Genomic DNA, 26,206 nt, shown 5'->3' with positions numbered 1-26,206 from the left:
CACGGTGTGCGTCCCGGCGTCATGCGGCCCGGGCCTGCCGATACACGGATGCAGCATCTATGAATGTGAAGAATTCTTCAACTTCCGAGCAGAGCGACGTACGACCGGACCGTGCCCGGCGGTTCGCGCGAACGGCGGACCGGCCGGTGCCGGGGCGAGGACCCCGGCACCGGCCGGTCGTGGTGCGGCTGCCGCCGGGTCAGCGCGCGGCCGGGCCCAGCGCCGCGGCGAAGCGGGCGAGTTCGCCCACCGCCTGGTCGATCCGGGCGGTGAGCGCGGCCCGCGCGGCCGGGTCGCCGAAGTCGCCGCGCTGCGCCACCAGGTGCGTGGGCACGGCCCAGCCGCCGAGGGCGCGGACCACCGCCCGCAGGTGGTCGCAGGCGCCGGAGGCGTTGTGCAGGCTGGTCGCGGTGGCCGCCACCAGGACCGGACGGTCGGCGAACGCGGTGTCCGGCAGGTGGTCCAGGACGTTCTTCAGCACGCCCGAGAGGCTGCCGTGCTGGACCGGGGTGGCCAGTACCACGGCGTCGGCGGCGGCCACCTCCTTGTGCAGCCGGTCGACCGAAGGGTCCCGCAGCAGTTCGCCGGTGCGGTAGCGGTCCGGGTCGAGGGCGGGCAGGGCGAGCAGCGAGCGGTCGAGCTCGCCGGTGGTCAGGCCCCCGGTGAGCTCGGCCCGTTCGGCGATCAGGCCGGTGAGCGCGTGGCAGCTGGACGTGCCGGCGATGGTGCCGGTGACCAGCAGCAGGTTCACGAGCCCGCCCCGCGCGCGGCCCAGGCGTCCTTGAGGGTGTTCAGGTGCTCCAGGCCGGCCAGCACCTGGTCGGGGTCCACGCCGAAGTCGATCAGGCAGGCCACTTCGTCGATGCCGAGCGCGTCGAGCCGCTCCAGGGTGGCGAGGCCGTCCTCGACGGTGCCGAACAGGCCGCCGGTGTCGAAGTAGCGGTCGAAGGAGCGCTCCACCAGGAAGTCGAGGTCGTCCTCGTCGAGCTCCTCCGGGTCGACGCCCGGCAGGATGTCCCCGGCGGCCTTCATGATCAGGCCGATCGAGCTGCGGATGTAGGCGCTGAAGGGCCGGCGGACGGTCTCCCGGACGGCCTCCCGGTCGGTGCCGAGGAAGGTGTGCAGCATCAGGGCGACCTGGCCGGCGGCGCCGCCGGCCCCCGCGGGCAGGGCGGCCCGGTAGGTGGCGATCTTCTTGGCCAGGTCCTCCAGCTCCTGGCCGAGCAGGTGGGTCAGCAGGCCGAGGCCCTGCTCGCCGGCCTGCCGGAAGGTGTCGGGGCTGCCCGCGCTGGTGAGCCAGACCGGCAGCTCGGGCTGGACGGGCGCCGGGTAGCTGCGGACGGCGACCGGCTTGCCGTCGCCGTTCGGGAGGGTGACCTCCTCCTGGCGCCAGAGCTTCCGGACGGTCTCGATGGTCTCGGTCAGCACCTCCTTGCGCCCGGCGTAGTTCTCCGGGCGCAGCACGAAGTCGTTGGCGTGCCAGCCGGAGGCGAAGGAGAGGCCCACCCGGCCCTCGGACAGGTTGTCGACGACCGACCACTCCTCGGCGACCCGCACCGGGTGGTGCAGCGGGCCGACGACGCTGCCGGCCCGGATGCCGACCCGCTCGGTGACGGCGGCGAGCGCCGCGCCGGTGACGGCCGGGTTGGGGTACTGGCCGCCGAACTCGTGGAAGTGCCGCTCGGGCGTCCAGACGGCGCTGAAGCCGTGGGTGTCGGCGAACCGCGCGCCCTCGAGCAGCAGCCGGTACTGCTCCCGGCCGCGGCCCTGGCCGTCCGCGAAGTAGAAGAGACTGAAGTGCACTGCCTTGCCCCCCTGTGGCGAAGGTGGATCCGGGCCGGGCGGGAGCCGGCGGCCCGCCGGAGCCCGGGCTCCGGTGAGAAGTGGGTGGGAACGGTGTGGCGGACGGTCAGGACTTGCCGCTGCCGCTGGCGGCCCGCTCCGGTGCCGCCTCGTCGAGCCCCTCGATCTCGACGGCCGTGCCCCGCGAGCTGCGCACCAGCAGGGTGGCCAGCGCACCGGCCACCAGGACGGCGACCGGCAGCAGGAAGGTCGCGCGGATGGCACCGGTCGTGTCGTCGTGGACGAGCCGGGCCTGCAGGAGCGCGCCGACCATGGCGCTGCCGAGCAGGCTGCCGCAGAGCCGGGTGGTGTTGAACAGGCCGGACGCGGCCCCGGACATGGCAGGCTCGATCTTCTCGAAGGCGACCACGCCGGCCGGGGCGAAGGCCACGCCCATGCCGAGGCCGACGAAGACCAGGCCGGGCAGCAGCACCGTCCAGCTGGAGTCGGCGTTGATCAGGACGGCCAGCAGCCCGATCCCGGCGGCGAACAGCGACAGGCCGGCGATCATCACGTACTTGCCGCCGAAGCGGTCGCAGAGCCGGCCGGAGTACGGCGCCACGAAGATCGAGACGAGCGGCGCGGCCGCGATCAGCAGGCCGGCCTGGAAGGCGCTGAAGTCCTGGACCTCCTGGAGGTACATCGGCGCGAGCAGCATCATGCCGCCGAGGCCGCACGGGAGCGCGCCGACGACCACGGCCATCACGGTGAAGTTGCGGTCGCGCAGGATGGCGAACGGCACCAGCGGGTCGCGGTCCTGCCGGCGCCGTTCGACCCAGAGGAACACGCCGATCACGGCCACGCCGATCAGCATCAGCAGCGGCACGTTGAGCGGGCCCCACAGGGTGCCCCAGTTGTGGGACTCGCCCTCCATCAGGCCGTACACCACGCAGAACAGGGCGATGGTGAGCAGCACCGAGCCGAGGACGTCGATCCGGGGCTTGCTGGTCGGTTCCAGGGCGGGGATGAAGGCCAGCACCAGGACCGCGCCGATCACCCCGACCGGGATGTTGATGTAGAAGATGCCCCGCCAGCCGATCCAGGAGACCAGGAACCCGCCGAGGGTCGGGCCGGCGGCGGCGACGATGCCCGCGAAGGATCCCCAGACGCCCATCGCGGTGCCGCGGCGCTCGGCCGGGAAGATCTTCGTGATCATGGCCATCGCCTGCGGGGTCTGCAGCGCGCCGCCGACGCCCTGCAGGACGCGGGCGGCGATCACCTGAGCGGGCGTCTGCGCGAAGCCGCAGGCCGCCGAGGCCACGACGAACACGGCGAGCCCGATCAGGAACAGCTTCCGCATGCCGTACAGGTCGCCGAGCCGGCCGCCGGTGACCAGCAGCACCGCGTAGGAGAGCAGGTAGGCGTTGATCATCCAGAGCACCTGGTCGACGCTCGCGCCCAGTCCCTCGCCGAGCGCGGGGACGGCCACGTTGACCGCGGTGGTGTCCAGCAGGACGACCGCCTGGGAGAAGCAGATGGCGAACATCGCCAGCCACGGGTTCCGCATGCGGTCCGGCAGGCCGGGGCGGCCCGTGCCCGTCTCGGTGTCGGTGGTGCTCATCGGACCGCCTCGCTTCGCTCGCTCATGGTTCTCTCCTCGGTGACCCGGCCCTGTGGTGGTGGCCCGGCCGTTCGGCCGGCGGGGCGCGCCCGTCCGGTGGCGCACCCCGCCGGTCCTGCGCCGGTCAGGCCTGCGCGGCCAGACTGCGCGGGCGCAGGTCGGTCCAGTTGGCCTCGATGTGGTCGAGGGCGGCCTGCCGGGTGTCGGGACCGAACGCGGTCTCCCAGCCGGCCGGGACGGCCACGGTGGTCGGCCAGAGGGAGTGCTGCCCCTCGTCGTTGACCAGGACCAGGTAGCTGCCGTCGGCGTTCTCGAACGGGTTGGTGCTCATCGGGCGTTCCTTTCGGTGGAGCTTCGGTGGAGCGGGGCGGAGCCGGGCCGGCCGGGATCGACCGGCCCGGCGGCGTGCGGGGTTCAGTCGGTCGCGGTCCGGCGGAGCTCGGCGGCGAGCACCGCGCCGATCAGGGCGATCGGCTGCGGACGGGTCATCGCGCCGTGCTCGCAGTCCACCGGGTGGTCGTGGACCGTCCCGGTGACGTGCGCCGCCCAGTCGCGGGCGGTCGGGTCGTCGGACGTCTTGTCCGCCGTGGCGGTGAAGAACAGCAGGTCACCGTCGAACCGACGGGGCGTGAACTCCCCCATCAAGTCCGCGTTCCGGACGAACCCGCGGGCCAGGTCCGTCAGCCGTTCCGGGGTCACCCCGGCGAGCGGGCTCTGCTGCCCCCTGAGCAGGTCCAGCGCAAGCTCTGGCGTGAGCGCCTCAACTTCGCCAGTCTGCACCGGGTGGCCGAGCGAGTCAAGGAGATCCGCCAGCGCCTGGTGATCATCCGTCAGGCGCTCGCCCACGCTCGGAGCAGGGTAACTGTCCAGCAGCGCGAGCAGCCTGACCTCCTCGCCGCGCTCGCGCAGCCGGACCGCGATCTCGTGCGCGACCGTGCCGCCGAAGGACCACCCCAGCAGGTGGTACGGGCCCTCGGGCTGCACATCGCGGATCAGCGCGAGGTAGTCCTCGGCCATGTCGGCGAGTGTCGCGGGCGAGGCCTGGGGGTCGGTCAGCGTGCGGGCCTGGAGGCCGTACAGCGGCCGCTGCGGCTCCAGTTCGCGCAACAGACCGGAGTACACCCAGGCGATGCCGGCCGCCGGGTGGACGGCGAACAGCGGCGGCAGGGTGCCCTCGGCCCGCAGCGGCAGCAGCGTGGCGAAGTCGTCCGACCAGGGCGCGTCCCCCGCCTCGGCGTCGGCCAGCCGCTCGGCGAGCCGGGCCACCGTCGGCGCCTCGAACAGGGCGCGGATGCCCAGGTCGACGCCGGTGGTCTCGCGCAGCCGCGCCGTCAGGCGGGCGGCGAGCAGCGAGTGGCCGCCGAGGTCGAAGAAGCCGTCGTCGATGCCGACCTCGGGGAGGCCGAGCACGTCCGCGAAGGCGGCGCACAGCTCCTTCTCCAGCGCGGTGCGCGGGGCACGGCCGGACACCGCGGTGCCGAAGTCCGGTTCGGGCAGCGCCTTGCGGTCGGTCTTGCCGCTGGGCGTCAGCGGCAGCGCGTCCAGCACCACGACGGCGGTCGGCACCATGTAGTCGGGCAGCGCGCCGGCCAGGAAGGCCCGCACCTCGGCCGGGTCGAGCCCGTCCTCGGTGGCCGGGACGGCGTAGCCGACCAGCCGCTTGACGCCGCCGGCGCCCTCGCTGACCACCACGGCGCCCGCGGCCACGCCGGGGTGCCGCAGCAACGCGGTCTCGATCTCGCCCAGCTCGATCCGGAAGCCGCGCACCTTGACCTGGTGGTCGACCCGGCCGAGGAACTCCAGGTTGCCGTCGGGGCGGCGGCGCACCAGGTCACCGGTGCGGTACATCCGGCTGCCGGGCGGGCCGTACGGGTCGGCGACGAACCGCTCGGCGGTCATCGCGGGCCGCCGCCAGTAGCCGCGGGCCACGCCGGAGCCGGCGATGTAGAGCTCGCCGGGCACGCCGACCGGGACGGGCCGCAGGCCGGCGTCCAGGACGTGGGTGCGGGCGTTCCAGATCGGCCGGCCGATCGGCGGGGCCTGCGGGGCGGGGCTGAGCGGGTCGCTCATGGTGGCGACGACGGTGGTCTCGGTGGGGCCGTACACCTGCATCACGGTGCGGCCCGGGGACCACTTCTCGACCATGTCCGCCGGCAGGGCCTCCCCGCCGACCACGAAGCCGCGCAGGGTGGGCAGGTCGCCGTCGGGCAGCGAGGCGAGCATCGGGGCCACCAGGTCGGTGTGGGTGACGCCGTACCGGCTGATCAGGTCGTACAGCTCCTGGCCGGCGGCCTGCTGGTCCGGTCCGGGCACCACCAGGGCGGCGCCGGAGGACAGCGTCATCACGATGTCGGCCATCGACACGTCGAAGCTGATCGAGACGACGAGCAGGAAGCGGCTGCCGGGGCCGAGGCCGAGCCGGTCGACGTGGGTGCCGGCGGTGGACGCGATGCCGCGGTGGGAGACCACCACGCCCTTGGGACGGCCGGTGGACCCGGAGGTGTAGATGACGTAGCCGGGCCGGTCCAGGGTGAGCGGCGCCGTGCGGTCCGCGTCGGTCGGGTCGGTGGCCGGGTACGTCCCGTCCTCGTCCCGGTCGAGCACGATCACCGGGCGCTCACCGGCGGGCAGCTTGCCGGCGACGGCCTCGGTGGTGAGCACCAGGACGGGGTCGCCGTCGGCGAGCATGTACTCGACGCGGTCGGCCGGGTAGCCGGGGTCGATCGGCAGGTAGGCGGCGCCGGCCTTGACCACGCCCAGCAGCGCCACCACCATCTCGACCGACCGGGGCAGGGCGAGCGCGACGAACTGCTCGGGGCCGACGCCGAGGCCGATCAGGCGGTGCGCGAGCCGGTTGGCCCGCTCGTTGAGCTCCCGGTAGGAGACCACGGTGTCGCCGAAGACCACCGCGTCGCCGTCCGGGGTGCGGGCCGCCTGGGCCTCGAAGAGCTCCGGCAGGGTCGCCGCCGGGACGTCGTGCGCGGTGTCGTTCCAGCCGTGGAGCAGCAGCTCGCGCTCGTCCTCGGCGAGGATCTCCAGCTCGCCGATGCGGCGCGCGGGATCGGCCACGGCGCTCTCCAGCAGCCGTAGCAGGTGGCCGGCGAAGCGCTCGACGGTGGCCCGGTCGAACAGGTCGACGCTGTACTCGACGACGCCCTCGATGCCGGCGGGCAGGCCGTCCGCGCCGCGCCGCTCGACCAGGTCGAGCGCCAGGTCGAACTTGGCCAGCCCGAGCGGGACGATCTCGGCCCGGCCGGTCAGGCCCGGCAGGTCGATCTCGGCGTTCAAGGCCTCCTGGAAGGCCAGCATCACCTGGAACAGCGGGTGGCGGGAGAGCGAGCGGGACGGGTTGACCAGCTCGACCAGCCGCTCGAACGGCAGGTCCGGGTGGGCGTACGCGGCCAGGTCGTGGGTGCGGACCCGCTCCAGCAGCTCGGTGAAGGCCGGGTTGCCGGAGGTGTCGGTGCGCAGCACCAGGGTGTTGACGAAGAAGCCGACCAGCTCGTCCAGCGCGTCGTCGGTGCGGGCCGCGATCGGGCTGCCGATCGGGATGTCCTCGCCGGCGCCGAGCCGGGTGAGCAGGGTGGCCAGCGCGGTCTGCAGCAGCATGAACACGGTGGACCCGTTCTCCCGGGCCACCTCATGCACCCGGCGGTGGAGTTCGGCGTCGATCCGCAGCGGCACGGTGCCGCCGCGGTAGCCGGCGACGGCCGGGCGCGGCCGGTCGGTGGGCAGGTCGAGCTGGTCGGGCAGGCCGGCCAGCGCGGTGCGCCAGAAGCCGAGCTGCTGGGAGAGCTGGCTCTGCTCGTCCTCCTCGCTGCCGAGCACCTCGCGCTGCCAGAGCGTGTAGTCGCCGTACTGGACCGGCAGCTCCTCCCACTGCGGGGCGGCGCCGGTGGTCCGGGCGGTGTAGGCGCGGGACAGGTCGCGGGTGAGCGGGGTGGTGGACGGGCCGTCGGCGGCGATGTGGTGCAGCACCAGCAGCAGGACGTGCTGCTGCTCGCCGAGCGCGAACAGGTGGGCGCGCAGCGGGATCTCGGTGGCCAGGTCGAAGCCGCCGCCGGCCGCCTCGTGCAGCTGACCGGCCAGGGTCTCCCGGGTCGCGGCCTGCTCGTGGAGCTCGGGGCGGGCCTGCTCGGGGGTGAGGACGAGCTGGTACGGCTCGCCGTCGAAGTCCGGGAACAGGGTGCGCAGCGCCTGGTGGCGCCCGGTCAGGTCGGCCAGCGCCGCGGTGAGCGCGGTGCGGTCGAGCGGGCCGTCGAGGTGCAGGGCGATCGGGATGTTGTAGAGCGGCGAGCCGCCCTCGAAGCGGTTGAGGAACCAGAGCCGGCCCTGCTGGTAGGAGAGCGGCAGCCGCTCGGGCCGCTCGTGGCGGCGCAGCTCGGGGCGGGCCCCGGCGGCGCCGGCCAGCCGCTCGGTGAGACCGGCCACGGTGGGGGCCTCGAACAGGTGGCGGATCTTCAGCTCGGCGTTGAACAGCGCGCGGATGCGGCTGATCAGCCGGATGGCGAGCAGGGAGTGGCCGCCGAGGGCGAAGAAGCTCTCCTCCAGCGGCACCGAGGGCAGGCCGAGCACCTCGGCGAACAGGCCGGCGACCAGCTCCTCCTGGACGGTGCGCGCGGCGCGCCCGGCCTGGGCGCCCGGCTCCTCGTCGTGGACGGGGGCGGGCAGGGCCTTGCGGTCGAGCTTGCCGTTGGGCGTGAGCGGCAGCCGGTCGAGCAGCACCACGGCGCCGGGCACCATGTAGTCGGGCAGCTCGGTGGCGGCGTGCCGGCGCAGCTCGGCGGCGTCGGGGGCCGCCTCGTCCGCGGCGGGCACGACGTACCCGACGAGGCGCTTGTCACCCGGGCGGTCCTCGCGGACCAGGACGGCGGCCTGCGCCACCTTCGGGTGGGAGGCGAGCACGGACTCGATCTCGCCGAGCTCGATCCGGAAGCCGCGCAGCTTGACCTGGTGGTCGACCCGGCCGAGGTACTCGAGGTTGCCGTCGGCGGCCCAGCGGGCCAGGTCGCCGGTGCGGTACATCCGGCTGCCGGGCGGACCGTAGGGGTCGGCGGTGAAGCGTTCGGCGGTCAGGCCGGGGCGGCCGAGGTAGCCGCGGGCCAGGCCGTCACCGGCGATGTACAGCTCGCCGGCCACGCCGGGGGCGGTGAGGGCGAGGTTGCCGTCCAGGACGCGGATCTGGGTGTTGTCGATCGGCCGGCCGATGACGGGGGCGCCGGGGCGCTCGTCCAGCAGTGCCGAGGTGGACCAGATGGTGGTCTCGGTGGGGCCGTACATGTTCCGGACGCCGGCGGAGAGTTCGCGCAGCCGGGCGGCCAGGGCGGGCGGCAGGGCCTCGCCGCCGACCAGGATCCGCACCCCGGCGAGCGCCTGCGGGTGCGAGGCGATCAGCGCCTGCCAGAGCGACGGGGTGGCCTGGACGACGCGCACGCGCTCGGCCTCGATGAGGGCGGCGAGTGCGGCCGGGTCCTGGACGGTCTCCTTGGCGGCGACCACCAGGCCGGCTCCGGCGAGCAGCGGCAGGTACATCTCCAGCGCCGCGATGTCGAAGGCGATGGTGGTGACGCCGAGCAGCCGGTCCCCGCCGGTCATCGGGACCTGCTCGGCCATGGCGGCGAGGAAGTTGCCGAGCGAGGAGCGCGGCACCACGACGCCCTTGGGCCGGCCGGTGGAGCCGGAGGTGTAGATGACGTACGCCGGGGTGGCCGGGTCGACGGTGATGCCGGGGCTGGTCGTGGGCTGGCCGGCGAGCCGGTCCTCCCGGTCGAGCAGCAGCCGGGGCACGGCGCCGTCGGTGGGCGTGTCGGCGGTGGTGACGACCAGGGCGGGGGCCGCGTCCTCGAGCATGTACGCGATCCGCTCGGCCGGGTAGTCCGGGTCCAGCGGCAGGTAGCCGGCGCCGGTCTTGAGGACCGCGAGCAGGGCGGTCACCAGGTCGGCGGTGCGCGGCAGGGCGAGGGCGACGAACTGCTCGGGCCGCACGCCCTCGGCGATCAGCAGGTGGGCGAGGCGGTTGGCGCGCTCGTCGAGCTCGCGGTAGCTGAGCCGCTCGGTGCCGGCGACGACCGCGAGGGCGTCCGGGGTGGCCCGGACGACGGCCTCGAACTGCTCGACCAGGCTCCGCGTGGGCAGCGGGCGGGCGGTGTCGTTCCAGCCGGTGAGCACCTGCTCGCGCTCGTCGTCGGCGAGGACGTCGAGCGCGCCGAGGCGGCGGCCCGGGTCGGCGACGACGGCCCGCAGCAGCCGGCGCAGGCGGGTGAGCAGCAGTTCGACGCTGGACCGGTCGTACAGGTCGAGGCTGTACTCGGCGACGCCGGTGATGCCGCCGCCGGGCCGCTCCTCGCAGTACAGCGAGAGGTCGAACTTGGCCGCGTCGAGGGCGACCTCGACCGGCTCGGCGGTCAGGCCGGCCAGCTCGTGGTCGGCCGCGGGCGTGTTCTGCAGGGCCAGGAAGACCTGGAACAGCGGGTGGCGGGCGAGCGAGCGGGTCGGGTTCAGCGCCTCGACCAGCCGCTCGAACGGCACGTCCTGGTTGCCGTAGGCGGCCAGGTCGGTGTCGCGGACCCGGCGGATCAGCTCGGTGAAGGCCGGGTCGCCGGAGGTGTCGGTGCGCAGCACCAGGTTGTTGATGAAGAGGCCGACCAGGTCGTCCAGGGCCTCGTCGGTGCGGCCGGCGACGGGGCTGCCGATCGGGATGTCGGTGCCGCCGCCGAGCCGGGTGAGCAGGGTGGCGAGAGCGGCCTGCAGCACCATGAACAGGGTGGCCTGCTCGGAGCGGGCGAGTGCCAGCAGGTCGCGGTGCAGCTCGGCGTCGAGCTCGAACGGGACGCTCTCGCCGCGGTAGCTCGCCCGGGCCGGCCGGGGCCGGTCGGTGGGCAGTTCGAGCTGGTCCGGCAGCCCGTCCAGGGTCTGCCGCCAGTAGTCGAGCTGGCGGGCGTACGGGCTGTCGGCGTGCTCCTCGGAGCCGAGCGCGTCCCGCTGCCAGAGCGCGAAGTCCGCGTACTGGACGGGCAGTTCGTCCCAGATCGGGTCGCTGTCGGCGGCCCGGGCGGCGTACGCGCGGGCCAGGTCGCGGCGCAGCGGCGCGATCGACCAGCCGTCGGCGGCGATGTGGTGCAGCACCAGCAGCAGTACGTGCTCCTGCTCGCCCAGCTCGAACAGGTGGGCGCGGAACGGGAGTTCGGCGGCGAGGTCGAACGGGCGGGCGGCCTCGGCGGTCAGCGCGGCGGCGAGGCCGTCGGCGGTGGCCGGGGTCACCGGCAGCGCCGGCTCGGCCGCGGCGAGCACCAGCTGGTACGGCTCGCCGTTCTCGGCCGGGAACAGCGTGCGCAGCGCCTCGTGACGGGCGGTGAGGTCGGCCACCGCCGCGGTGAGCGCCGCCCGGTCCAGCGGGCCGCGCAGGCGCAGCGCGAGCGGGATGTGGCTGGCCGCCGGGTTCTCGTCCATCCGGCTGAGGAACCAGAGCCGCTGCTGCCCGTAGGACAGCGGCGGGCGCTCGGGCCGCGGGCGCGGGGTGAGCGCGGCCCGGGCGGTGGCGGCGCCGTCCAGCTGCAGCGCCAGCACCTCGGGGGTGGGCGCGTCGAACAGGGCGCGGACGCCGAGCTCGGCCCCGAAGGTGGTGCGGATCCGGCTGACCAGGCGGGTGGCGAGCAGCGAGTGGCCGCCGAGGGCGAAGAAGTCGTCCTGGACGCCGACCCGGTCGACGCCGAGCACCTCGGCGAACAGGTCGCAGAGCAGTTCCTCGGGCAGGCCGCGGGCGGCCCGGCCGGTCCCGGCGCCGGTCTCGGCGGCGGGCGCGGGCAGCGCCTTGCGGTCGAGCTTGCCGTTCGGGTTGAGCGGGAACGCCTCCAGCACCACGACGGCCGACGGCACCATGTGCGCGGGCAGCCGCTCGGCGAGGACGCGCCGGACCTCGGCGGACTCGGTTCTCCCGGTGACGTAGCCGACCAGGCGCTTGTCGCCCGGGCGGTCCTCGCGGACCACCGCGACGGCCTGCGTGACGCCGTCGACGCCGGCCAGCTCGGCTTCGATCTCGCCGAGTTCGATCCGGAAGCCGCGGATCTTCACCTGGTGGTCGAGCCGGCCGAGGTACTCGATCTGGCCGTCGGCCGACCAGCGGGCGAGGTCGCCGGTGCGGTACATCCGGGTGCCCGGGCGGCCGTACGGGTCGGCGACGAACCGCTCGGCGGTCAGGCCGGGGCGGCCCAGGTAGCCGCGGGCCACGCCGTCACCGGCGATGTACAGCTCGCCCGCGACCCCGGCCGGCACCGGGCGCAGCGCGGCGTCCAGCACGTACACCCGGGTGCGGCGCAGCGGCCGGCCGATCGGCGGGGCGCTCTCCACCGGGCCGTTGGTGTACCAGGCGGTGGCGTAGACGGTGGCCTCGGTGGGGCCGTAGATGTTGGCGAGCCGGTCGGCGCCGAGGGCCGCCTTGATGTCGGTGCCGGCCTGGGCGGGCAGACCCTCGCCGGCCAGCACGACGGTGCCGGCGACGGTGGCCAGGTCACCCTGGGCGACCAGCTGGGCGAGCGCCGAGGGCACGCCGCTGACCAGGCTGGCGGGGCGGCCGCCGCGGTCGGCGAGCGCCAGCAGGTCGGTCAGCACCTCGACGGTGCCGCCGGAGAGCAGCGGCCCGAACAGCTCGAACACCGAGACGTCGAAGTTGAGCGAGGTGGTGAGCAGCACGTGCGAGAGGCGCTCCGGGCCGAACTCCTCGCGCGCCCAGGCGGCCAGGTTGGCCACCGAGGCGTGCTGGACCACCACGCCCTTGGGGCGGCCGGTGGAGCCGGAGGTGTAGATGGCGTACGCGGGGTGCTCGGGGCGCAGCGCCACCACCGGGTCGGTGGCGGGTCGGCCGGCGGCGAGGCCGGGCTCGTCGAGCAGCAGCCGGGGCACGCCGGAGTCGGGCAGCTCGATCCCGTCGACGGTCAGCACGAGGGCGGGCCGGGCGTCGCGGAGCAGGTAGTCGATGCGCTCGGCCGGGTACTTGGGGTCGACCGGCAGGTAGCCGGCGCCGGCCTTGAGGACGGCCAGCAGCGCGGTGACGGCGCGCTCGTCGCGCGGCAGGGCGAGGGCGACGAACTGCTCGGGGCCGACGCCGCGGTCGATCAGCTCGTGGGCGAGCCGGTTGGCCCGCTCGTCGAGCTCGGCGTACGTCAGCTTCCGGTCGCCGGACACCACGGCGACGTGGTCGGGCGTCTCGGCCACCTGGGCCTTGAACAGCTCCGGCAGCGTCCGGTGGACGGCCGGCGCGTCGGTGTCGTTCCAGGTCTCCAGCAGGCGGTGGCGCTCGGCCGCGGAGAGCACCGAGACCTCCTCGGCCCGCTGCTCCAGATCCTCGGCGAGGGCCGTCAGCAGGCGCACCAGCCGCTCGCCGAGCTTGACCGCGTCGGCCGGGCTGAAGGTGTGGGTCTGGTGGCTCAGCCGCAGCCGCAGCCGCTCGCCGGGGTGGATGAGCAGCGCCAGCGGGTAGTGCACGGCGTAGCGGCTGTCCACCGCGGCGCCGGTGCGGTCGCCGGGGAAGCTCTCGAAGACCGTCAGGGTGTCGAACAGCTCGCCGTGGCCGGCCAGCTGCTGGATCTCGCCCAGCCCGGTGTACTGGTGGGCCGCCATCGCGGCCTGCTGCTCCTGGATGCCGGCCAGCAGGGTGGCCAGCGTGCCGTCGGGCGCGATCCGGACCCGGACCGGCACGGTGTTGATGAACAGGCCGACCATGCCCTCGATGCCGGGCAGTTCGGGGGCGCGGCCGGAGACGGTGGCGCCGAAGACGACGTCGTCGCGGCCGGTGAGGCGGGCCAGCAGCAGCGCCCAGGCGCCCTGCACGGCGGTGTTGAGGGTCAGCCCGCGGGTGCGCAGCACGCCGTCGAGCCGGGTGGTGAGCTCGGCGGAGAGCTCCACCCAGTGGTCGCACGGCAGTTCGTCGGCGACGCGGGCACCGCCGGCGGCGGCCGGGGCGAGCAGGGTGGGCTCCTCCAGCCCGGCCAGCAGGCCGCGCCAGGCCTCCCGGGAGGCCTCCTGGTCGTGGCCGGAGAGCAGCGCCAGGTAGTCGCGGTACGGGGTGACCGGCCGCGGCTCCTCGCCGGCCAGCAGCGCGGTCAGCTCGTCCATCAGCAGCGGCAGCGACCAGCCGTCGACCAGGATGTGGTGGAAGGTCAGGGCGGCGCGCCGGCCGTACGGGCCGAGGTCGGCGACGGCGACCCGCACCAGCGGCGGCGCGGAGAGGTCGAAGCCGCGCTTGCGCTCGGCGTCGAACAGCTCGGCGGCCTTGCGCGGCGCGTTCGTGCCGACGTACTCGACGACGGTGAACTCCGGCTCGCCGCCCGCCGGGACGAACTGCACGGGCTCCGCCAGGTCGTCGTGGGCGAAGCCGGCCCGGAGGTTGGGGTGGCGGGCCAGCAGCCGGCCGACGGCCGTGCGCAGCTCCTCGGGCTCCTCGGCGAGCTCGAAGACCAGCTGCACGGAGTAGACGTCCAGGCCGCCCTTGGAGTACTCGGCGTGGAAGAGCAGGCCCTGCTGGAGCGGGGCGAGCGGCCAGAACTCGGTGGCGTCGGGGTGGACGGCGCTCAGGCGGGCCAGCCGCTCGGCGGACGGCTCGGGCAGGGCGGGCAGCGCGAACGCGGCCGCGTCGTCCGGCTCCCCGGCGGCCTCGGCGAGCGCGGCGACGGTGCGGTGGGTGAAGACGTCCCGCTGGGTGAGCGCCAGCCCGGCCCGGCGGGCGCGGCTGACCAGCTGGATGGAGCGGATGGAGTCGCCGCCGAGGTCGAAGAAGTTGTCGTCGACGGAGAGTTCGGGCAGGCCGAGCAGCTCGGCGGCCAGGTCGTGCAGCACCTGCTCGGTGGGCGTGCGCGGGGCGGTCCGCTCGCCGGCCGGGGCGAGGTCGGGGGCCGGCAGCGCCTTGCGGTCGAGCTTGCCGTTGGGGGTCAGCGGGAAGGCGTCGAGCCGCAGGAAGGCGCTCGGCACCATGTACTCGGGCAGCGCGGCGGCCGCGGCCTCGCGCACGGCGTCCACGTCGACGACGGCGCCGGGCTCCGGCACCAGGTAGGCGACCAGCCGCTTGCTGCCGGGCCGGTCCTCGCGGGCCAGGACGGCGCAGGCGCCGACGCCGGGCTGGGCGTCCAGCACGGCCTCGATCTCGCCGAGTTCGATCCGCAGGCCGCGGATCTTCACCTGGTGGTCGGCGCGGCCGGCGTAGACGACCACGCCGTCCTCGCGCCAGCGGGCGAGGTCGCCGGTGCGGTACATGCGGGTGCCGGGCGGGCCGTACGGGTCGGCGACGAAGCGCTCGGCGGTCAGGCCGGGGCGGCCGAGGTAGCCGCGGGCCAGCTGGACGCCGGAGAGGTAGAGCTCGCCGGTCTCGCCGACGGCAGCCGGCCGCAGCTCGGCGTCGAGGACGTGCACCCGGGTGTTCCAGACCGGCCGGCCGATCGGGACGGACAGCTCGCCCGGCTCGGGGACGCACTCCCAGTAGGTGACGTCGACGGACGCCTCGGTCGGGCCGTACAGGTTGTGCAGCGGCACGCCGGGCAGCACCGTGCGGAAGCGGGCGGCGAGTTCGACCGGCAGCGCCTCGCCACTGGCGATCACGCGGCGCAGCCCGGTGCAGCCGGCGGCGGCCGGCTCGTCGACGAAGGCCTGCAGCATCGACGGCACGAAGTGCACGGTGGTGACCTGCCGGTCACGGATCAGCTCGGCCAGGTACGCCGGGTCGCGGTGCCCCTCGGGGCGGGCGACCACCAGGACGGCACCGGTGATCAGCGGCCAGAAGAACTCCCAGACCGAGACGTCGAAGCCGGACGGGGTCTTCTGCAGCACCCGGTCGTCCTCGGTCAGGCCGTACTCGGCCTGCATCCAGTGCAGCCGGTTGACGATGCCCTCGTGCGGCACGACGACGCCCTTGGGGCGGCCGGTGGAGCCGGAGGTGTAGATGACGTAGGCGGCGTCGGCCGGCCGCGGGGCGACCGCGGCGGCGGGCTCGCGGCCGGCCTCGTCGGCGGCGGCCTCGGCCGGCCGGTCGAGGATCAGGGTGGGGACGTTCTCCCCCGCCGGGTGGCCGACCGAGCTGTGGCTGAGCAGCAGCACCGGCGCGGCGTCGTCGAGCAGGTAGGCGATCCGGTCGGCCGGGTAGTCCGGGTCGACGGGCAGGTAGGCGGCGCCGGTGCGCAGCACCGCCAGCAGGCCGACCACCAGTTCGACCGAGCGCGGCACGGTCAGCGCGACCAGCCGGTCCGGGCCGGCCCCGTAGCGCCGCAGCCGCTCGGCCAGCTGCTCGGCGCGGGCGTCGAGTTCGGCGTAGCTGAGCTCGACGTCCTCGAAGATCAGCGCGGTCCGGTCCGGAGTCCGGGCCGCCTGGGCGGCCAGCAGTCCGGTCAGGGTCGCCGACGTGCCGGGCAGCTCGTGCGCGGTGTCGTTCCAGTCTGCCGGGGCGTTCCGGCGCCCGGCCGTGTCCTGCCCAGTCATGTCTTCCCCTCGAAAGTGGCATCGTGCTCGGTGACGCGTCGTGCTCGGTGACGCGTCACGGTGCGCGGCGACGTGTCGGTGCTCGGTGGCGCGCTTGGGTACGGGGCGCGCCGGCCCGGTGGGTCAGGCCCGCGGCGGCCGGAAGCTGCGCCGGGTGTGGGCGCGCAGCCGGTACGGCGTGGTGGCGTCGATGTAGGTGCGGGCCGGCACCTCCGGCGTACCGCTGCGGGCCCGCGCCCAGTCGGCGGTCTGCGACGGGTCCATCGGGACCGGCGGGTGGCCGGGCAGTTCGCGGCAGTCGGCGCCGAGGTTGGCCCGGGTGGTCAGCGCCCACAGCAGCTCCTCGGCGCTGCGGATCCGGACGTCGTCGTCGGTGAACAGCACCGACTTGACGAACGGGTGCCGGCGGACGACCTCGTCGGCGAGCGCGGGCAGGGCCAGGTCCGCCTCGGCGGAGTCCTTGCGGACGGCGACGGCGAGCAGCAGCATGCCGCCGCCGGCGGGCGAGTAGTGCAGGTCCCGCACGTGCAGCCCGGGGGCGGACGGCAGCGACAGGGCCACCGAGAGAGCGCCGGCGACGCCCAAGATGTGCGACTGCTCGCGGCCGGGCCCGATGACGGCCTGGTAGAGCGGGTCGCGCCGGGTGGTGACGCCGGTGACGGTGATGACCGGCAGCCCGCTCCTGGCCCGCCCGTCGTAGCCGAGGAACTCCGGCAGCGACCCGGCCGGGGCTGCGCCCGGCAGGGCCTCGTCGGCCAGGGTGCCGTCCAGGTACCCCTCCAGGACGATCTCGCTCTCGGCGAGCGCGGCCGCCCCCGGCTGGGTGCGGGCCGGGACGAGCGTGAGCGGCGCCCCGGCGAGCCCGCCGGCCACCGTCAGCTTGTCCGTACCGTCCGGCAGGAAGCGGGAGTTGAGCGCCGAGGCGATCATCGCGGCGGGCGGCACGCCGAGGTTGACGGTGACCGGCAGGCGCTCGCCGCGCGCCACCGCCCGTTCGTACAGCTCGCCGAGCCGGCGGCCGGGCACCATCCAGACGGTCAGCCGGTCGCGGCCGATCACCAGCATCCGGTGCGAGGAGAGCGCGCTCTCCCCGGTGCCGGCGTCCCCGGCGTGCACCAGGGCGGCCGTCAGGTACGGCCCGGCGTCCCTGGGGGTGGTGGTGAGCACCGGCAGCTCGCGCAGGTCGACCTCGCCGGCCACCACGTCCTGGCAGGGCGCGGCGGCCACCCGCACCGGCGGGAGGCCGGCGGCCAGCAGGGCGGCGGCGCTCCGGGGCGTCGTCCGCTCCGGCAGACCGGGCAGCCAGCCGCGCAGCCGGTCCTCGTCGCCGTACAGCCCGAGCAGCACCGGCGGGCCGGCCGGGACGGGCGCGGTGTACAGCACGGCCGGTTCGGGCCGGGCCACGCCGACCGCGGGCACGCCGGAGTACCGCTCGGCGAAGTCCGCGGCGACGGCGTCCCGGGCGATCGGCTCGTCCCGGGTGAGCACCGGCAGCTCCGCCAGCGCGGCCCGCAGCGAGCGGCCCGCGGCACCCGTCGCGGTGTCGGACGCGGTGCCCGGCTCGGTGGTCACCATGCCGCCGCCACCCCCTCGCCGAGTTCGCCGAACCAGCCGGGCAGGTCCGGGTGGCGCAGCAGGCCGGTGCCGATGAGCAGGCCCCGGTAGCCCGCGGCGAGCAGCCCGGCGGCGTCCTGCGGCGTCTCGATGCCGCTGGCGCTCACCGGCACCTTGGTGCCGGTGGCGAGGACGTCGGGCAGCAGGCGCAGGCTGCGGCCGAGGTCGGGCGCGTCCTGTTCCTTCTGCCGGATGTCCTTGTTGTTGACGGCCACCACGCAGGACTCGCCGTGCACCACGGTCGCCAGCTCGCGCTCGTCGGTGACCTCGACGAACGGGGTCAGCCCGTGCTCCAGGGCGGCCTCGATCAGCCCGGGCAGCACGCCGCGCGGCAGCACCGTGGCGGTGAGCAGCACGGCGGACGCCCCGGCCGCGCGGGCCTCGGCGAGCTGTCGCTCCTTGGTGAAGAAGTCCTTCACCAGGACCGGCAGTTCGGTGGCGGCCGCGACCTCGTCCAGCAGCGCGGCGGTGCCGCCGAACCAGGAGCCGGTGACCACCGAGAGCGCGGGCGCGCCCAGCCGGGTGTACTCGTCGACGATGGCCTGCACCGGCCGGCCGCGGAACAGGTCCTCGCCGTGGGCGCTGCGGGCCTTGAGCTCCATGATCACCGGCAGTCGGGCGGCCAGCAGCGCCGCCGGGAAGTCCCCGGCGGTGGACTGCCAGGCCGCCCGGACGCGCGCGATCCGGGGCGCCTCGAAGGCACCGCCCGCGCCGCGCGCGCCGCTGTCCACGTCGATGCCGGCGAAGAGCGGGTGCCGCCGGGCCGCCCGGTGCGCCCCGGCGTTGACCGCGGTGATCCCGCCGGCCAGCATGAACGGCTTGGACAGCCGCTCCAGCACCGCCTCGACCGCACCGGCCGACAGCGGCACGCCGGTGCTGCCGATCTTGCCGTCGGCCCCGACCGAGTCGAACAGGAAGACGTCGACGCCCGCCCGCTCGTACGCCCCGATCAGCGGCGCCTCCAGCACCCGGCCGTCCCGGACGTGCAGCACCTTGAGCAGTTCGACGGCGGGCAGCTCCGCGCGGACCGCCGCCACCTGGGCCGGCGTGGCGTAGCCGTGCAGCTGCACCCGGGACACCCCGGAGGCGGTGACCGCCTCGCGCAGCGCCGCCGGGTCGGCGAGCAGGGTCACCAGGACGGGGGCCGGCCCGCCGGACGCCCGCGCGAGGCCGGCCAGCTCGGCCAGCTCCGCCAGGGCGAGGTCGGCGGGCCCGTCCGGCACGCCGTACCAGAGCCCGATCAGATCGACCGGGGCCCCGGCGAGCAGCCGCAGCTGGTCCTCGCCGGTCACCCCGCACACCTTCAGCCGCATGCGTCCGCTCAGCTCCCCGCGACCTGCGAGTCGGCGGACTCCGACCCGAACTGCTGCGGCAGCTTGGCCAGCGAACGCGCCACCAGCTCCTGGTCGTAGCCCTCGTCCACGAGCTCGCCGCCCAGGTACTTCTCGTACGCGGTGAGGTCGAAGTGGCCGTGGCCGGAGAGGCCGAACAGGATCGCCTCGGAGCGGCCCTCCTCCTTGAGGCGCAGCGCCTCGTCGATGGCCACCCGGATGGCGTGGGTGGACTCGGGGGCGGGGACGATGCCCTCGGTGCGGGCGAAGGTCACGCCGGCCTCGAAGCAGCGGGTCTGCGGGACGGCGCGCGCCTCCATCAGGCCGTCCTCCAGGGCCTGGCTGACCAGCGGCGCGATGCCGTGGTAGCGCAGGCCGCCGGCGTGGATGGCGGGCGGCACGAAGGAGTGGCCGAGGGTGTGCATCTTCAGCAGCGGGGTCAGGCCGGTGCTGTCGCCGAAGTCGTAGGCGACCTTGCCCTGGGTGAGGCTCGGGCAGGCGGCCGGCTCGGCGGCGATCACCCGGACCCGGCGGCCGCCGCGCAGCTGCTCGCCGAGGAAGGGGAAGGCCAGGCCGGCCAGGTTGCTGCCGCCGCCGGCGGCGCCGATGACGATGTCCGGGTAGTCCTCGGCCATCTCCAGCTGGAGCAGCGCCTCCTTGCCGATCACCGTCTGGTGCAGCGCGACGTGGTTGAGCACGCTGCCGCCCGCGTAGTTGGTGAACGGGTCGTTCATCGCGACCTCGATCGCCTCCGAGGTGGCGATGCCGAGGCTGCCGGGGCAGTCCGGGTCCTCGGCGAGGATGCCGCGCCCGGCGGCGGTCTCGGTCGAGGGGCTGGGCACGCAGGTGGCGCCGTAGGAGTGCATCAGGGCGCGGCGGTAGGGCTTCTGGTGGTAGCTGACCTTCACCATGAAGACCTTGACCTCGAGGCCGAAGAAGGCCCCGGCGAGGGACAGCGAGGAGCCCCACTGGCCGGCCCCGGTCTCGGTGGCGAGCCGGCGGATGCCGGCCTCCTTGTTGTAGAAGGCCTGCGCGATGCCGGTGTTGGGCTTGTGGCTGCCGGCCGGGCTGCCGCCCTCGTACTTGTAGTAGATCCGCGCGGGGGTGTCGAGCAGCTTCTCCAGGCGGCGGGCCCGGAACAGCGGCGACGGCCGCCACTGGGCGTAGATCTGCCGGACGACGGACGGGATCTCGATGTCCCGCTCCAGGGTGAGCTCCTGCTCGGCCAGCTCCTTCGGCATGATCCCGAGCAGGTCCTCGACGGTCGCCGGCTGCCCGGTGCCCGGGTGCAGCGGCGGCGACAGCACGGGCAGGTCGGCGGCGAGGTTGTACCAGGTCGTCGGGATCTGTGAGTCGGCGAGCTGGTACTTGATGGTGTCCACGGTGTCGGCCTCCGGGCCTGGTGGTGGGAGAGGTGGGAAGGGCGTCAGGTGGTGCGGCGGGCGGCCGCGTCGGCCACCAGCGAACCGGTGGTGAACCGGTGGGAGTCCGGCCCGGCGAACAGGCCGGGGTGCTCGCGGCGCATCCCGGTCAGCACCAGGTCGTACGGAAGGTCGTCGAACTCGCCGTGCTCGCGCAGGAATTCCATCTGCCGCGCGCCGTGCTCGTCGAACGGGTGGTGCACGCTGTCGGCCGTCCCGTCGAACTCCAGCGGCTTCATCCCGTACAGACGGCAGAGCAGCTTGTTGAACACCGGGGTGGCCCGCACCCAGCGCCCGTCCAGGTGGACGGAGGTGAGCGCGTGGTAGTGGAAGACGTCGCCGCCGACGTACTCCTTGATCCGGTCGGACGCCAGGTGGTTGCGCACGTCGGTGAGCACCAGGCGGCCGGGGACGCCGACCGAGCGCAGTGCGGCCAGGTACACCAGCGACTTGTGGATGCACATGCCGCGCTTCGCCCGCAGGGTCTGACTGGCCGTCAGCGCCTCGCGGGAGAAGTCCGCGCCGTAGATCTCGTAGTTGATCCGGTCCCGCACGGCGTAGTAGAGCTTCACCGCGCGGTCGCGGTCGTCCGTTCCGCCGTCCGGCAGCACCTCGGCGACGAAGGCGCTCACCTCCGGCGAGGTGTGGTCGATGAAGTCGGTCGCCGCCAGGGTGGTGGCGAACTCGTCGCTCGGCATGGGAGGTACTCCTCGCTCTCGGAACGGGCCGGTCACAGGCCGAGCATGGTCGCGATCCGGACCCGCTGGACCTCGGAGGTGCCGGAGTAGATCGTCCCGGCGACGGCGTTGCGCAGCTCCTGCTCGACGCCGTACTCGGCCATGTAGCCGTTCCCGCCGAAGATCTGCACGGCGTTCAGGGCGGAGGCCAGGTTCGCCTCGCTGACCACCAGCTTGGTGGAGGCCAGGTCGACGGTGATGTCGCGGCCGGCGAGGAGGGCCGCGGCGGTGTCGTAGAGCCAGCGCCGGGAGGTCTCGACGCCGATCCGCATCTCCACGATCCGGCTCTGCACCAGCTGGAAGGAGCCGATCGGCTGCCCGAAAGCGGTCCGCTCCTTCGCGTAGGCGATGCACTCCTCCAGCCGGCGGCGCATCTCGCCGAGCGTGACGGCGAAGGAGCAGAGGATCTCCCACTTCATCACGTGGTCGAGCACCAGGAACCCGGTGCCGGCCCGGCCGATCACGTTGGCCTTCGGCACCCGGCAGTCGTCGAAGAAGACCTCCGACATCGGGGAGGACTTGAGGCCCATCTTCTCGATCGGGTTGCCGACGGTCAGCCCGGGGGTGTCCCGCTCCACGAGGAAGGTGGTCACCCCCAGCGGACCGGCGGTCGGATCGGTCTTGGCGTAGACCGCGATCACGTCCGCCACCGGTCCGTTGCTGACGAAGGTCTTGCTCCCGTTCAGCACGTACGCGTCGCCGTCGAGCACCGCGGAGGTGCGCATCGCCAACGCGTCCGAGCCACCGCCGGGTTCGCTGATCGCGTGGGCGCCGATCAGGCCGCCCCCGGCGATCCCGGTGAGGTACCGCTCCTTCTGGGCGGCCGAACCGAAACGCTGCAGCGGGACTCCGACGCTCACCATGCTGGTGGTGACGGAGAAGTTCAGCCCGCCGTTGCGGCAGCCGTGGCCGAGGCCCTCCAGGACGTACATGGTGGTCAGCAGGTCCTGGCCGAGCCCCCCGCACTCGGGCTCGAAGGGCAGTCCGAGCAGGCCCGAGTCGACGACCGCCTGCCACGGGCCGCGCGGGAACCGCGCGGCCTTGTCGTGGGCCAGGTGGTCGTCACCGAACTTCTCGAACCACGGTGTCAGGCCGTCGCGCAACTCGCGCTGGTCGGCAGACCATTCGATCATCGCAGCTTCATTCCCCGGTCGGTGGTCGGTGGCGCGGGCGGGATCAGTAGTGGGAGGACGAGGAGCCGGTCAGGTCGTGCACCTCGTCGCCGCGCAGCGCCGGGGTGAAGACGCACACCAGCCGGAGGTCCTCCTCCGGCCAGGCGATCAGCCAGTGCGCGTCGTGCTGGTCCAGCGCGTAGAGCGTGCCCGGCTCGATGACGTGGCTGTTGCCGGCCATGTCGACGACCTCGCCGCGGCCCGAGATGCAGTAGCAGGCCTCCAGGTGCCGCTTGTACTCCAGCAGCGACTTGGTGCCGGCGGTGACGACGGTGTCGGTGACCGAGTAGCCCATCTGGTCGGCCTCGACCAGGAAGCGGCGGCTGACGCCGTTGCCCCACTCGACCGTCTTGACGTCCTCGAGCTTGCGAATGAGCATGGTGAACTCCGTTCAGTGATTGGGCGGTTGTTCTTCTTCTGCGGGCCGGTGGCGCAGCCCACGGACGAATCCGGCGAGTTCGGCGAGCAGATCGCCGCCGGACTCCTGGATCCGTTCGATCTCGGCCACCAGGGCGCTGCCGACGATGGCGGCGTCGGCTCCCAGCTCCCCCATGGCCGCCACGTCCACGGCGGTGCGGACCCCGAAGCCCACGGCCACCGGGGCGGTGGTGAGCCCCTTCAGCGTGGCGACCACCGGCGCGAGCGCCGAGCGGTCCGGGGCCGGCACGGTGCCGGACCGGCCGAAGTGGGCCACCAGGTACAGGTACGCCGAGGCGAACTCGGCGCTCTCGGCCAGGACTTCGCAGGGCGAGTTCGCGTAGCAGGTGGTCACCACCGGCTGCCCGATCCGCTCCGCGGCCTCCAGGTACCGCCGGCGGGCCAGCGGCGGGAGGCCGTGCAGCAGGGTCGCGTCCGCTCCCGCGCCCCTGGCCCGGCGCAGGAACTCCTCCAGGCCCACCGGCCTCACCGAGTGGCCCCAGTCGGCGAGCAGCGCGATCCGGGTGTGCCGCAGGTCCGGCCGGACCTTCTCGACGAAGCCGAGCACGGCCTCCAGGTCGACTCCCCGGTCCAGCGCCCGCCGGGCGGAGCGCCGGATGACCGGGCCGTCGGTCACCGAGTCGGGGAACGGGACGGCCAGTTCCAGGCAGTCCACCCGCTCGGCGTCCAGCAGCCGCACCAGCTCGTCGAGCCGGTCCAGCCCCGGGTCGCCGGCGTTGACGAACAGCGCCAGTCCCGGGTCGGCGGGGCCGCGGCCGGGGAAGAACCCCGCCCCGGCGCCCGCGCGCCCGGTGCGGGCGCCGGTGCCGGTGCGGTCCGGGTGCTCAGCCACCGGCCCGCACCTCCTTGCGCAGCCGCTCCACCAGCTCGACCGCGGCCCCGTCGCGCACCGCCGTCCGGGCCGCCTCGTACGCCTGCGCCCAGTCGGTGGTCCGGCCGGAGGCGACGGCCGCGGCGGCCGCGTTGAGGCAGATGCTCTCCACCGCGGCCCGCGGGCCGTGGCCCCGGAGCAGTCCGAGCAGGTGCTCGGCGGCGTCGGTGCCCTCCTCGGCCGGGCGGAGGTCGGCGAGGGTGCCGTCCGCCGCCGTGCCGACCGTCTCCGGGCCGACCGTCAGCTCCGTGCCGTTCGCCAGCACGGTGTTCGCGGTGAAGCTGAGCAGCTCGTCCACGCCGAGGCCGTTGCGGACCAGCCAGATCGGCCGGTCGGCCGCCAGTTCGGCGAAGCCGTCCCAGAGTTCCGGCGAGGAGACGCCGGTCAGCTGGACCTCGACGGGCACCGCGGCCAGGAACGGGCCGAGCACGTTGACGAACCGGCCGATCTGCTGCATGCCGTAGGGCACGACCGCGCGGGCCAGCTCGGTCAGCTCCACCGGGTAGACGAACCCGGAGGCGAAGGCCAGGTTGAACCGGCCGAGCAGGTCCTCGCACTCGGCGTACGAGCGCGCGGTGGGAATGCCGAGCCGGTCCAGGATGTCGATCGAGCCGTACCGGCTGCTGTAGCCGCGCGACCCGGTCTTGACGATCGGCACCCCGGTCGCCGCGGCCACCAGCACCGCGGCGGTGGTCAGGTTGAAGGTGGCGGGGCCGCCTCCGGTGCCGACCAGGTTGACGACGCCGGGCCAGCGGGCCGGCAGCGGGGCGGAGCGGTCGGCGAGCGAGCCGAGGAACGACTCCAGGGTCGGCGTGGCGGGCGTGCGGGTGGAGAGCGAGGCGAGCACCGCGAGGGCCTCGCCGCTCTTCAGCCGGCGCTCGTGCAACCGCTCCCAGAAGTCCGCCCAGACCGGGCGCGCCACCGGTTCGGCGCCCCGGACCAGGCTCTGCAGCAGATCGGACACGGCTACTTCGCCCCGCTCGCCACCGCGTCGGCCTGGGTGAGGAAGGCGTCGATGGAGGCGACCGAGCGGAAGTTCTCCGGCAGGATGTCGAGCGCGTCGATGTCCAGCTTGTAGGTGTTCTCCAGCCAGCCGACCAGGGTCAGCAGGCCGAGGCTGTCGACCACGCCGTTGGCCAGCAGGTCGAAGTCGTCCTCGAGCTCGTCGACGGTGACGTCCAGCAGGAACTGCTCGATCAGGTAACGCTTGATGTCGTCGGTGCGCGCCATGTCAGCCTCCGGTGGCGGTGGTGGTGGGTCGGTGGTCGGCCTGCGCCTGCCGGGTGCGGCGCTGTACGGCCTTGCGGTCGAGCTTCCCGGTACTGGTGCGGGGCAGCGGGGTGTCCACCAGCTCGAAGGTGCTGGGGATGGCCACCCGGGGCAGCAGCCCGGCTGCGTGTTGACGGATGATCAGGGAGTTGAGCTTCACGCCCTCGGCGCGCTGCACGACGGCGTGCAGCCGCGTGCCGGCGAGCTCGTCGGGCTCGGCGAGCACCGCCGCCTCGGTCACGGCCGGGTGGCTGCGCAGCGCGGCCTCGACCTCGGCGGTGTTGATCCGCACGCCGCGGACCTTCACCACGAAGTCCCGCCGGCCCTCCAGGGTCAGCACGCCGTCCTCGTGACGGCGGACCAGGTCGCCGGTGCGGTAGTAGCGCCGCCCGTCGGCGCGCTCCGAGAAGACGCCCCGGTCGAGCTCGGCGTCCAGGTAGCCGGCGGTCTGGAACGGCGTGGAGACCACGAGTTCGCCGCGGCCCGGCCCGTCCAGCTCGGCGCCGTCCTCGTCCAGGACCAGCGCGTCCACCCCGTCGATCGGGCGGCCGATCGGAACCGTACCGTACGGCATCGGGTCGATCGGGTCGATCGTGTGGATGAAGCTGTCGTTGGTCTCGGTGCAGCCGTAGACGTTGTGGAAGATCGCCTTGGGCAGCAGGGCCGGCAGCGGCTCGAAGCCCCGGGCGCTGACGGCGTCGCCGGTGAGCAGCGCGTGCTCGACGGCGTCCAGCCGCAGCCCCTCGTCGCCCTCGGCGGCCTGGGCGAGCAGCTGGTAGAGCATCGGGACGCCCTGGACGACCTGCACCGGCCGGGCCTGGAACTGCGCCAGCAGGTGTGCCGGGTTGGCGGCCAGGTCCTGGTCGATCAGGGTGACGCAGCCGCCGCGGCTGAGGGTGGTCCAGATGTCGAGCAGGCAGAGGTCGAAGTTCAGTGGCGCGTAGTTGAGCACCGTGCTGTCCGGACCGATGCCGAAGTAGCCGGCCGCCCAGTCGGTGAAGCGCTCCACCGCGCCGCCGGTCAGCGGCACGACCTTGGGCAGTCCGGTGGAGCCCGAGGTGGTCAGCAGCAGCGCCACGTCGTCCGGGTCACCGTCCTCGCGGACGCTGAACCCGCCGTCTCCCGCGGTCAGTTCGGCCGGGTCGGGCAGGCGCCGGGCACCGCACCGGTCCAGCAGGGCGGCCAGCGTCTCGGCACCGAGCTCCGCCGAGGGCAGCAGCACCGGCTGGCGGAGCATCAGACAGGCCAGCACCACCGCGATGGCCTGCGGCGACTTCTTCGCCACCACCGCGACCGGCTCGGCGGACGGCAGGCCCGCGTCGGCCAGCCGCACGGCGGCCGCGCCGGCCATCCGGTGCAGGTCCGCGTAGCTCACCTCGTCCGCGTGCCAGAGCAGGGCCGGCGCCTGCGGGCGGACCTCCGCCTGTTCGGCGATCCGGCCAGGGAGGGATCTCCATGGCATCGAGCAGTCCTCCGTCTCACGTAGGAATG

Annotated in this window: 15 protein-coding genes; all 15 read right to left on the bottom strand. The window is 74.3% G+C overall.

What is annotated here, in order from left to right; all coding sequences use genetic code 11:
- Positions 1-199 precede the first annotated feature (199 nt).
- The 15 genes from ACFVHB_RS27990 to ACFVHB_RS27920 all read right to left on the bottom strand — a co-directional run bounded on the left by ACFVHB_RS27990 (position 200) and on the right by ACFVHB_RS27920 (position 26,177).
- Complete coding sequence (locus ACFVHB_RS27990; RefSeq protein ID WP_380327755.1) at positions 200-751, bottom strand: NADPH-dependent FMN reductase; 552 nt, start codon at positions 749-751, stop codon at positions 200-202.
- Entirely contained in the window at positions 748-1,803 is a 1,056-nt protein-coding gene (locus tag ACFVHB_RS27985) for a MupA/Atu3671 family FMN-dependent luciferase-like monooxygenase (protein ID WP_380327753.1), read from the bottom strand. Before ACFVHB_RS27985 ends, ACFVHB_RS27990 begins: the two co-directional genes overlap by 4 nt.
- Positions 1,804-1,909: 106 nt before the next feature.
- A complete protein-coding gene (locus ACFVHB_RS27980) occupies positions 1,910-3,403 on the bottom strand; it encodes an MFS transporter (RefSeq protein WP_380327751.1) in 1,494 nt (497 codons plus the stop codon).
- 124 nt (positions 3,404-3,527) lie between these two features.
- Entirely contained in the window at positions 3,528-3,734 is a 207-nt protein-coding gene (locus ACFVHB_RS27975; RefSeq protein WP_360191997.1) for an MbtH family protein, read from the bottom strand.
- 83 nt (positions 3,735-3,817) lie between these two features.
- A complete protein-coding gene (locus tag ACFVHB_RS27970) occupies positions 3,818-15,862 on the bottom strand; it encodes an amino acid adenylation domain-containing protein (RefSeq protein ID WP_380327749.1) in 12,045 nt (4,014 codons plus the stop codon).
- Between the two features lie 123 nt (positions 15,863-15,985).
- A complete protein-coding gene (locus ACFVHB_RS27965; protein WP_380327747.1) occupies positions 15,986-17,437 on the bottom strand; it encodes a UbiD family decarboxylase domain-containing protein in 1,452 nt (483 codons plus the stop codon).
- The gene (locus tag ACFVHB_RS27960) at positions 17,431-18,789 is read right to left on the bottom strand and encodes a hypothetical protein (RefSeq protein WP_380327746.1); all 1,359 of its coding nucleotides are present in this window, start codon (positions 18,787-18,789) and stop codon (positions 17,431-17,433) included. The genes ACFVHB_RS27965 and ACFVHB_RS27960 overlap by 7 nt, the downstream gene beginning before the upstream one ends.
- Before the next feature lie 8 nt (positions 18,790-18,797).
- Positions 18,798-20,189 (bottom strand): TrpB-like pyridoxal phosphate-dependent enzyme, encoded by a 1,392-nt coding sequence (locus tag ACFVHB_RS27955; RefSeq protein WP_380327744.1) that lies wholly within the window; start codon positions 20,187-20,189, stop codon positions 18,798-18,800.
- Between the two features lie 44 nt (positions 20,190-20,233).
- Positions 20,234-20,926, bottom strand: coding sequence for a transglutaminase family protein (locus tag ACFVHB_RS27950; protein ID WP_380327742.1), 693 nt, complete (start codon positions 20,924-20,926; stop codon positions 20,234-20,236).
- Positions 20,927-20,958: 32 nt separating this feature from the next.
- Positions 20,959-22,098, bottom strand: a complete 1,140-nt coding sequence (locus ACFVHB_RS27945) for an acyl-CoA dehydrogenase family protein (RefSeq protein WP_380327740.1) — start codon at positions 22,096-22,098, stop codon at positions 20,959-20,961.
- A 43-nt stretch (positions 22,099-22,141) separates the two neighbouring features.
- Positions 22,142-22,516, bottom strand: coding sequence for an ectoine synthase (locus ACFVHB_RS27940; RefSeq protein ID WP_380327738.1), 375 nt, complete (start codon positions 22,514-22,516; stop codon positions 22,142-22,144).
- 12 nt (positions 22,517-22,528) lie between these two features.
- A complete protein-coding gene (trpA, locus tag ACFVHB_RS27935) occupies positions 22,529-23,407 on the bottom strand; it encodes a tryptophan synthase subunit alpha (RefSeq protein WP_380327736.1) in 879 nt (292 codons plus the stop codon).
- Positions 23,400-24,410: a hypothetical protein gene (locus tag ACFVHB_RS27930; protein ID WP_380327734.1), complete on the bottom strand. Its 1,011-nt coding sequence runs from the start codon at positions 24,408-24,410 to the stop codon at positions 23,400-23,402. Before ACFVHB_RS27930 ends, trpA begins: the two co-directional genes overlap by 8 nt.
- Positions 24,411-24,412: 2 nt before the next feature.
- Positions 24,413-24,676: an acyl carrier protein gene (locus ACFVHB_RS27925; protein ID WP_360189687.1), complete on the bottom strand. Its 264-nt coding sequence runs from the start codon at positions 24,674-24,676 to the stop codon at positions 24,413-24,415.
- 1 nt (position 24,677) lies between these two features.
- Positions 24,678-26,177 carry an AMP-binding protein gene (locus ACFVHB_RS27920; RefSeq protein WP_380327732.1) on the bottom strand — a complete coding sequence of 500 codons (1,500 nt, stop codon included), beginning with the start codon at positions 26,175-26,177 and terminating at the stop codon, positions 24,678-24,680.
- Positions 26,178-26,206: the final 29 nt, after the last annotated feature.

The sequence above is a fragment of the Kitasatospora sp. NPDC127111 genome (assembly GCF_042677465.1).
Classification (GTDB): Bacteria; Actinomycetota; Actinomycetes; order Streptomycetales; family Streptomycetaceae; genus Kitasatospora.
This window is presented reverse-complemented; position numbering and strand designations above follow the sequence as displayed.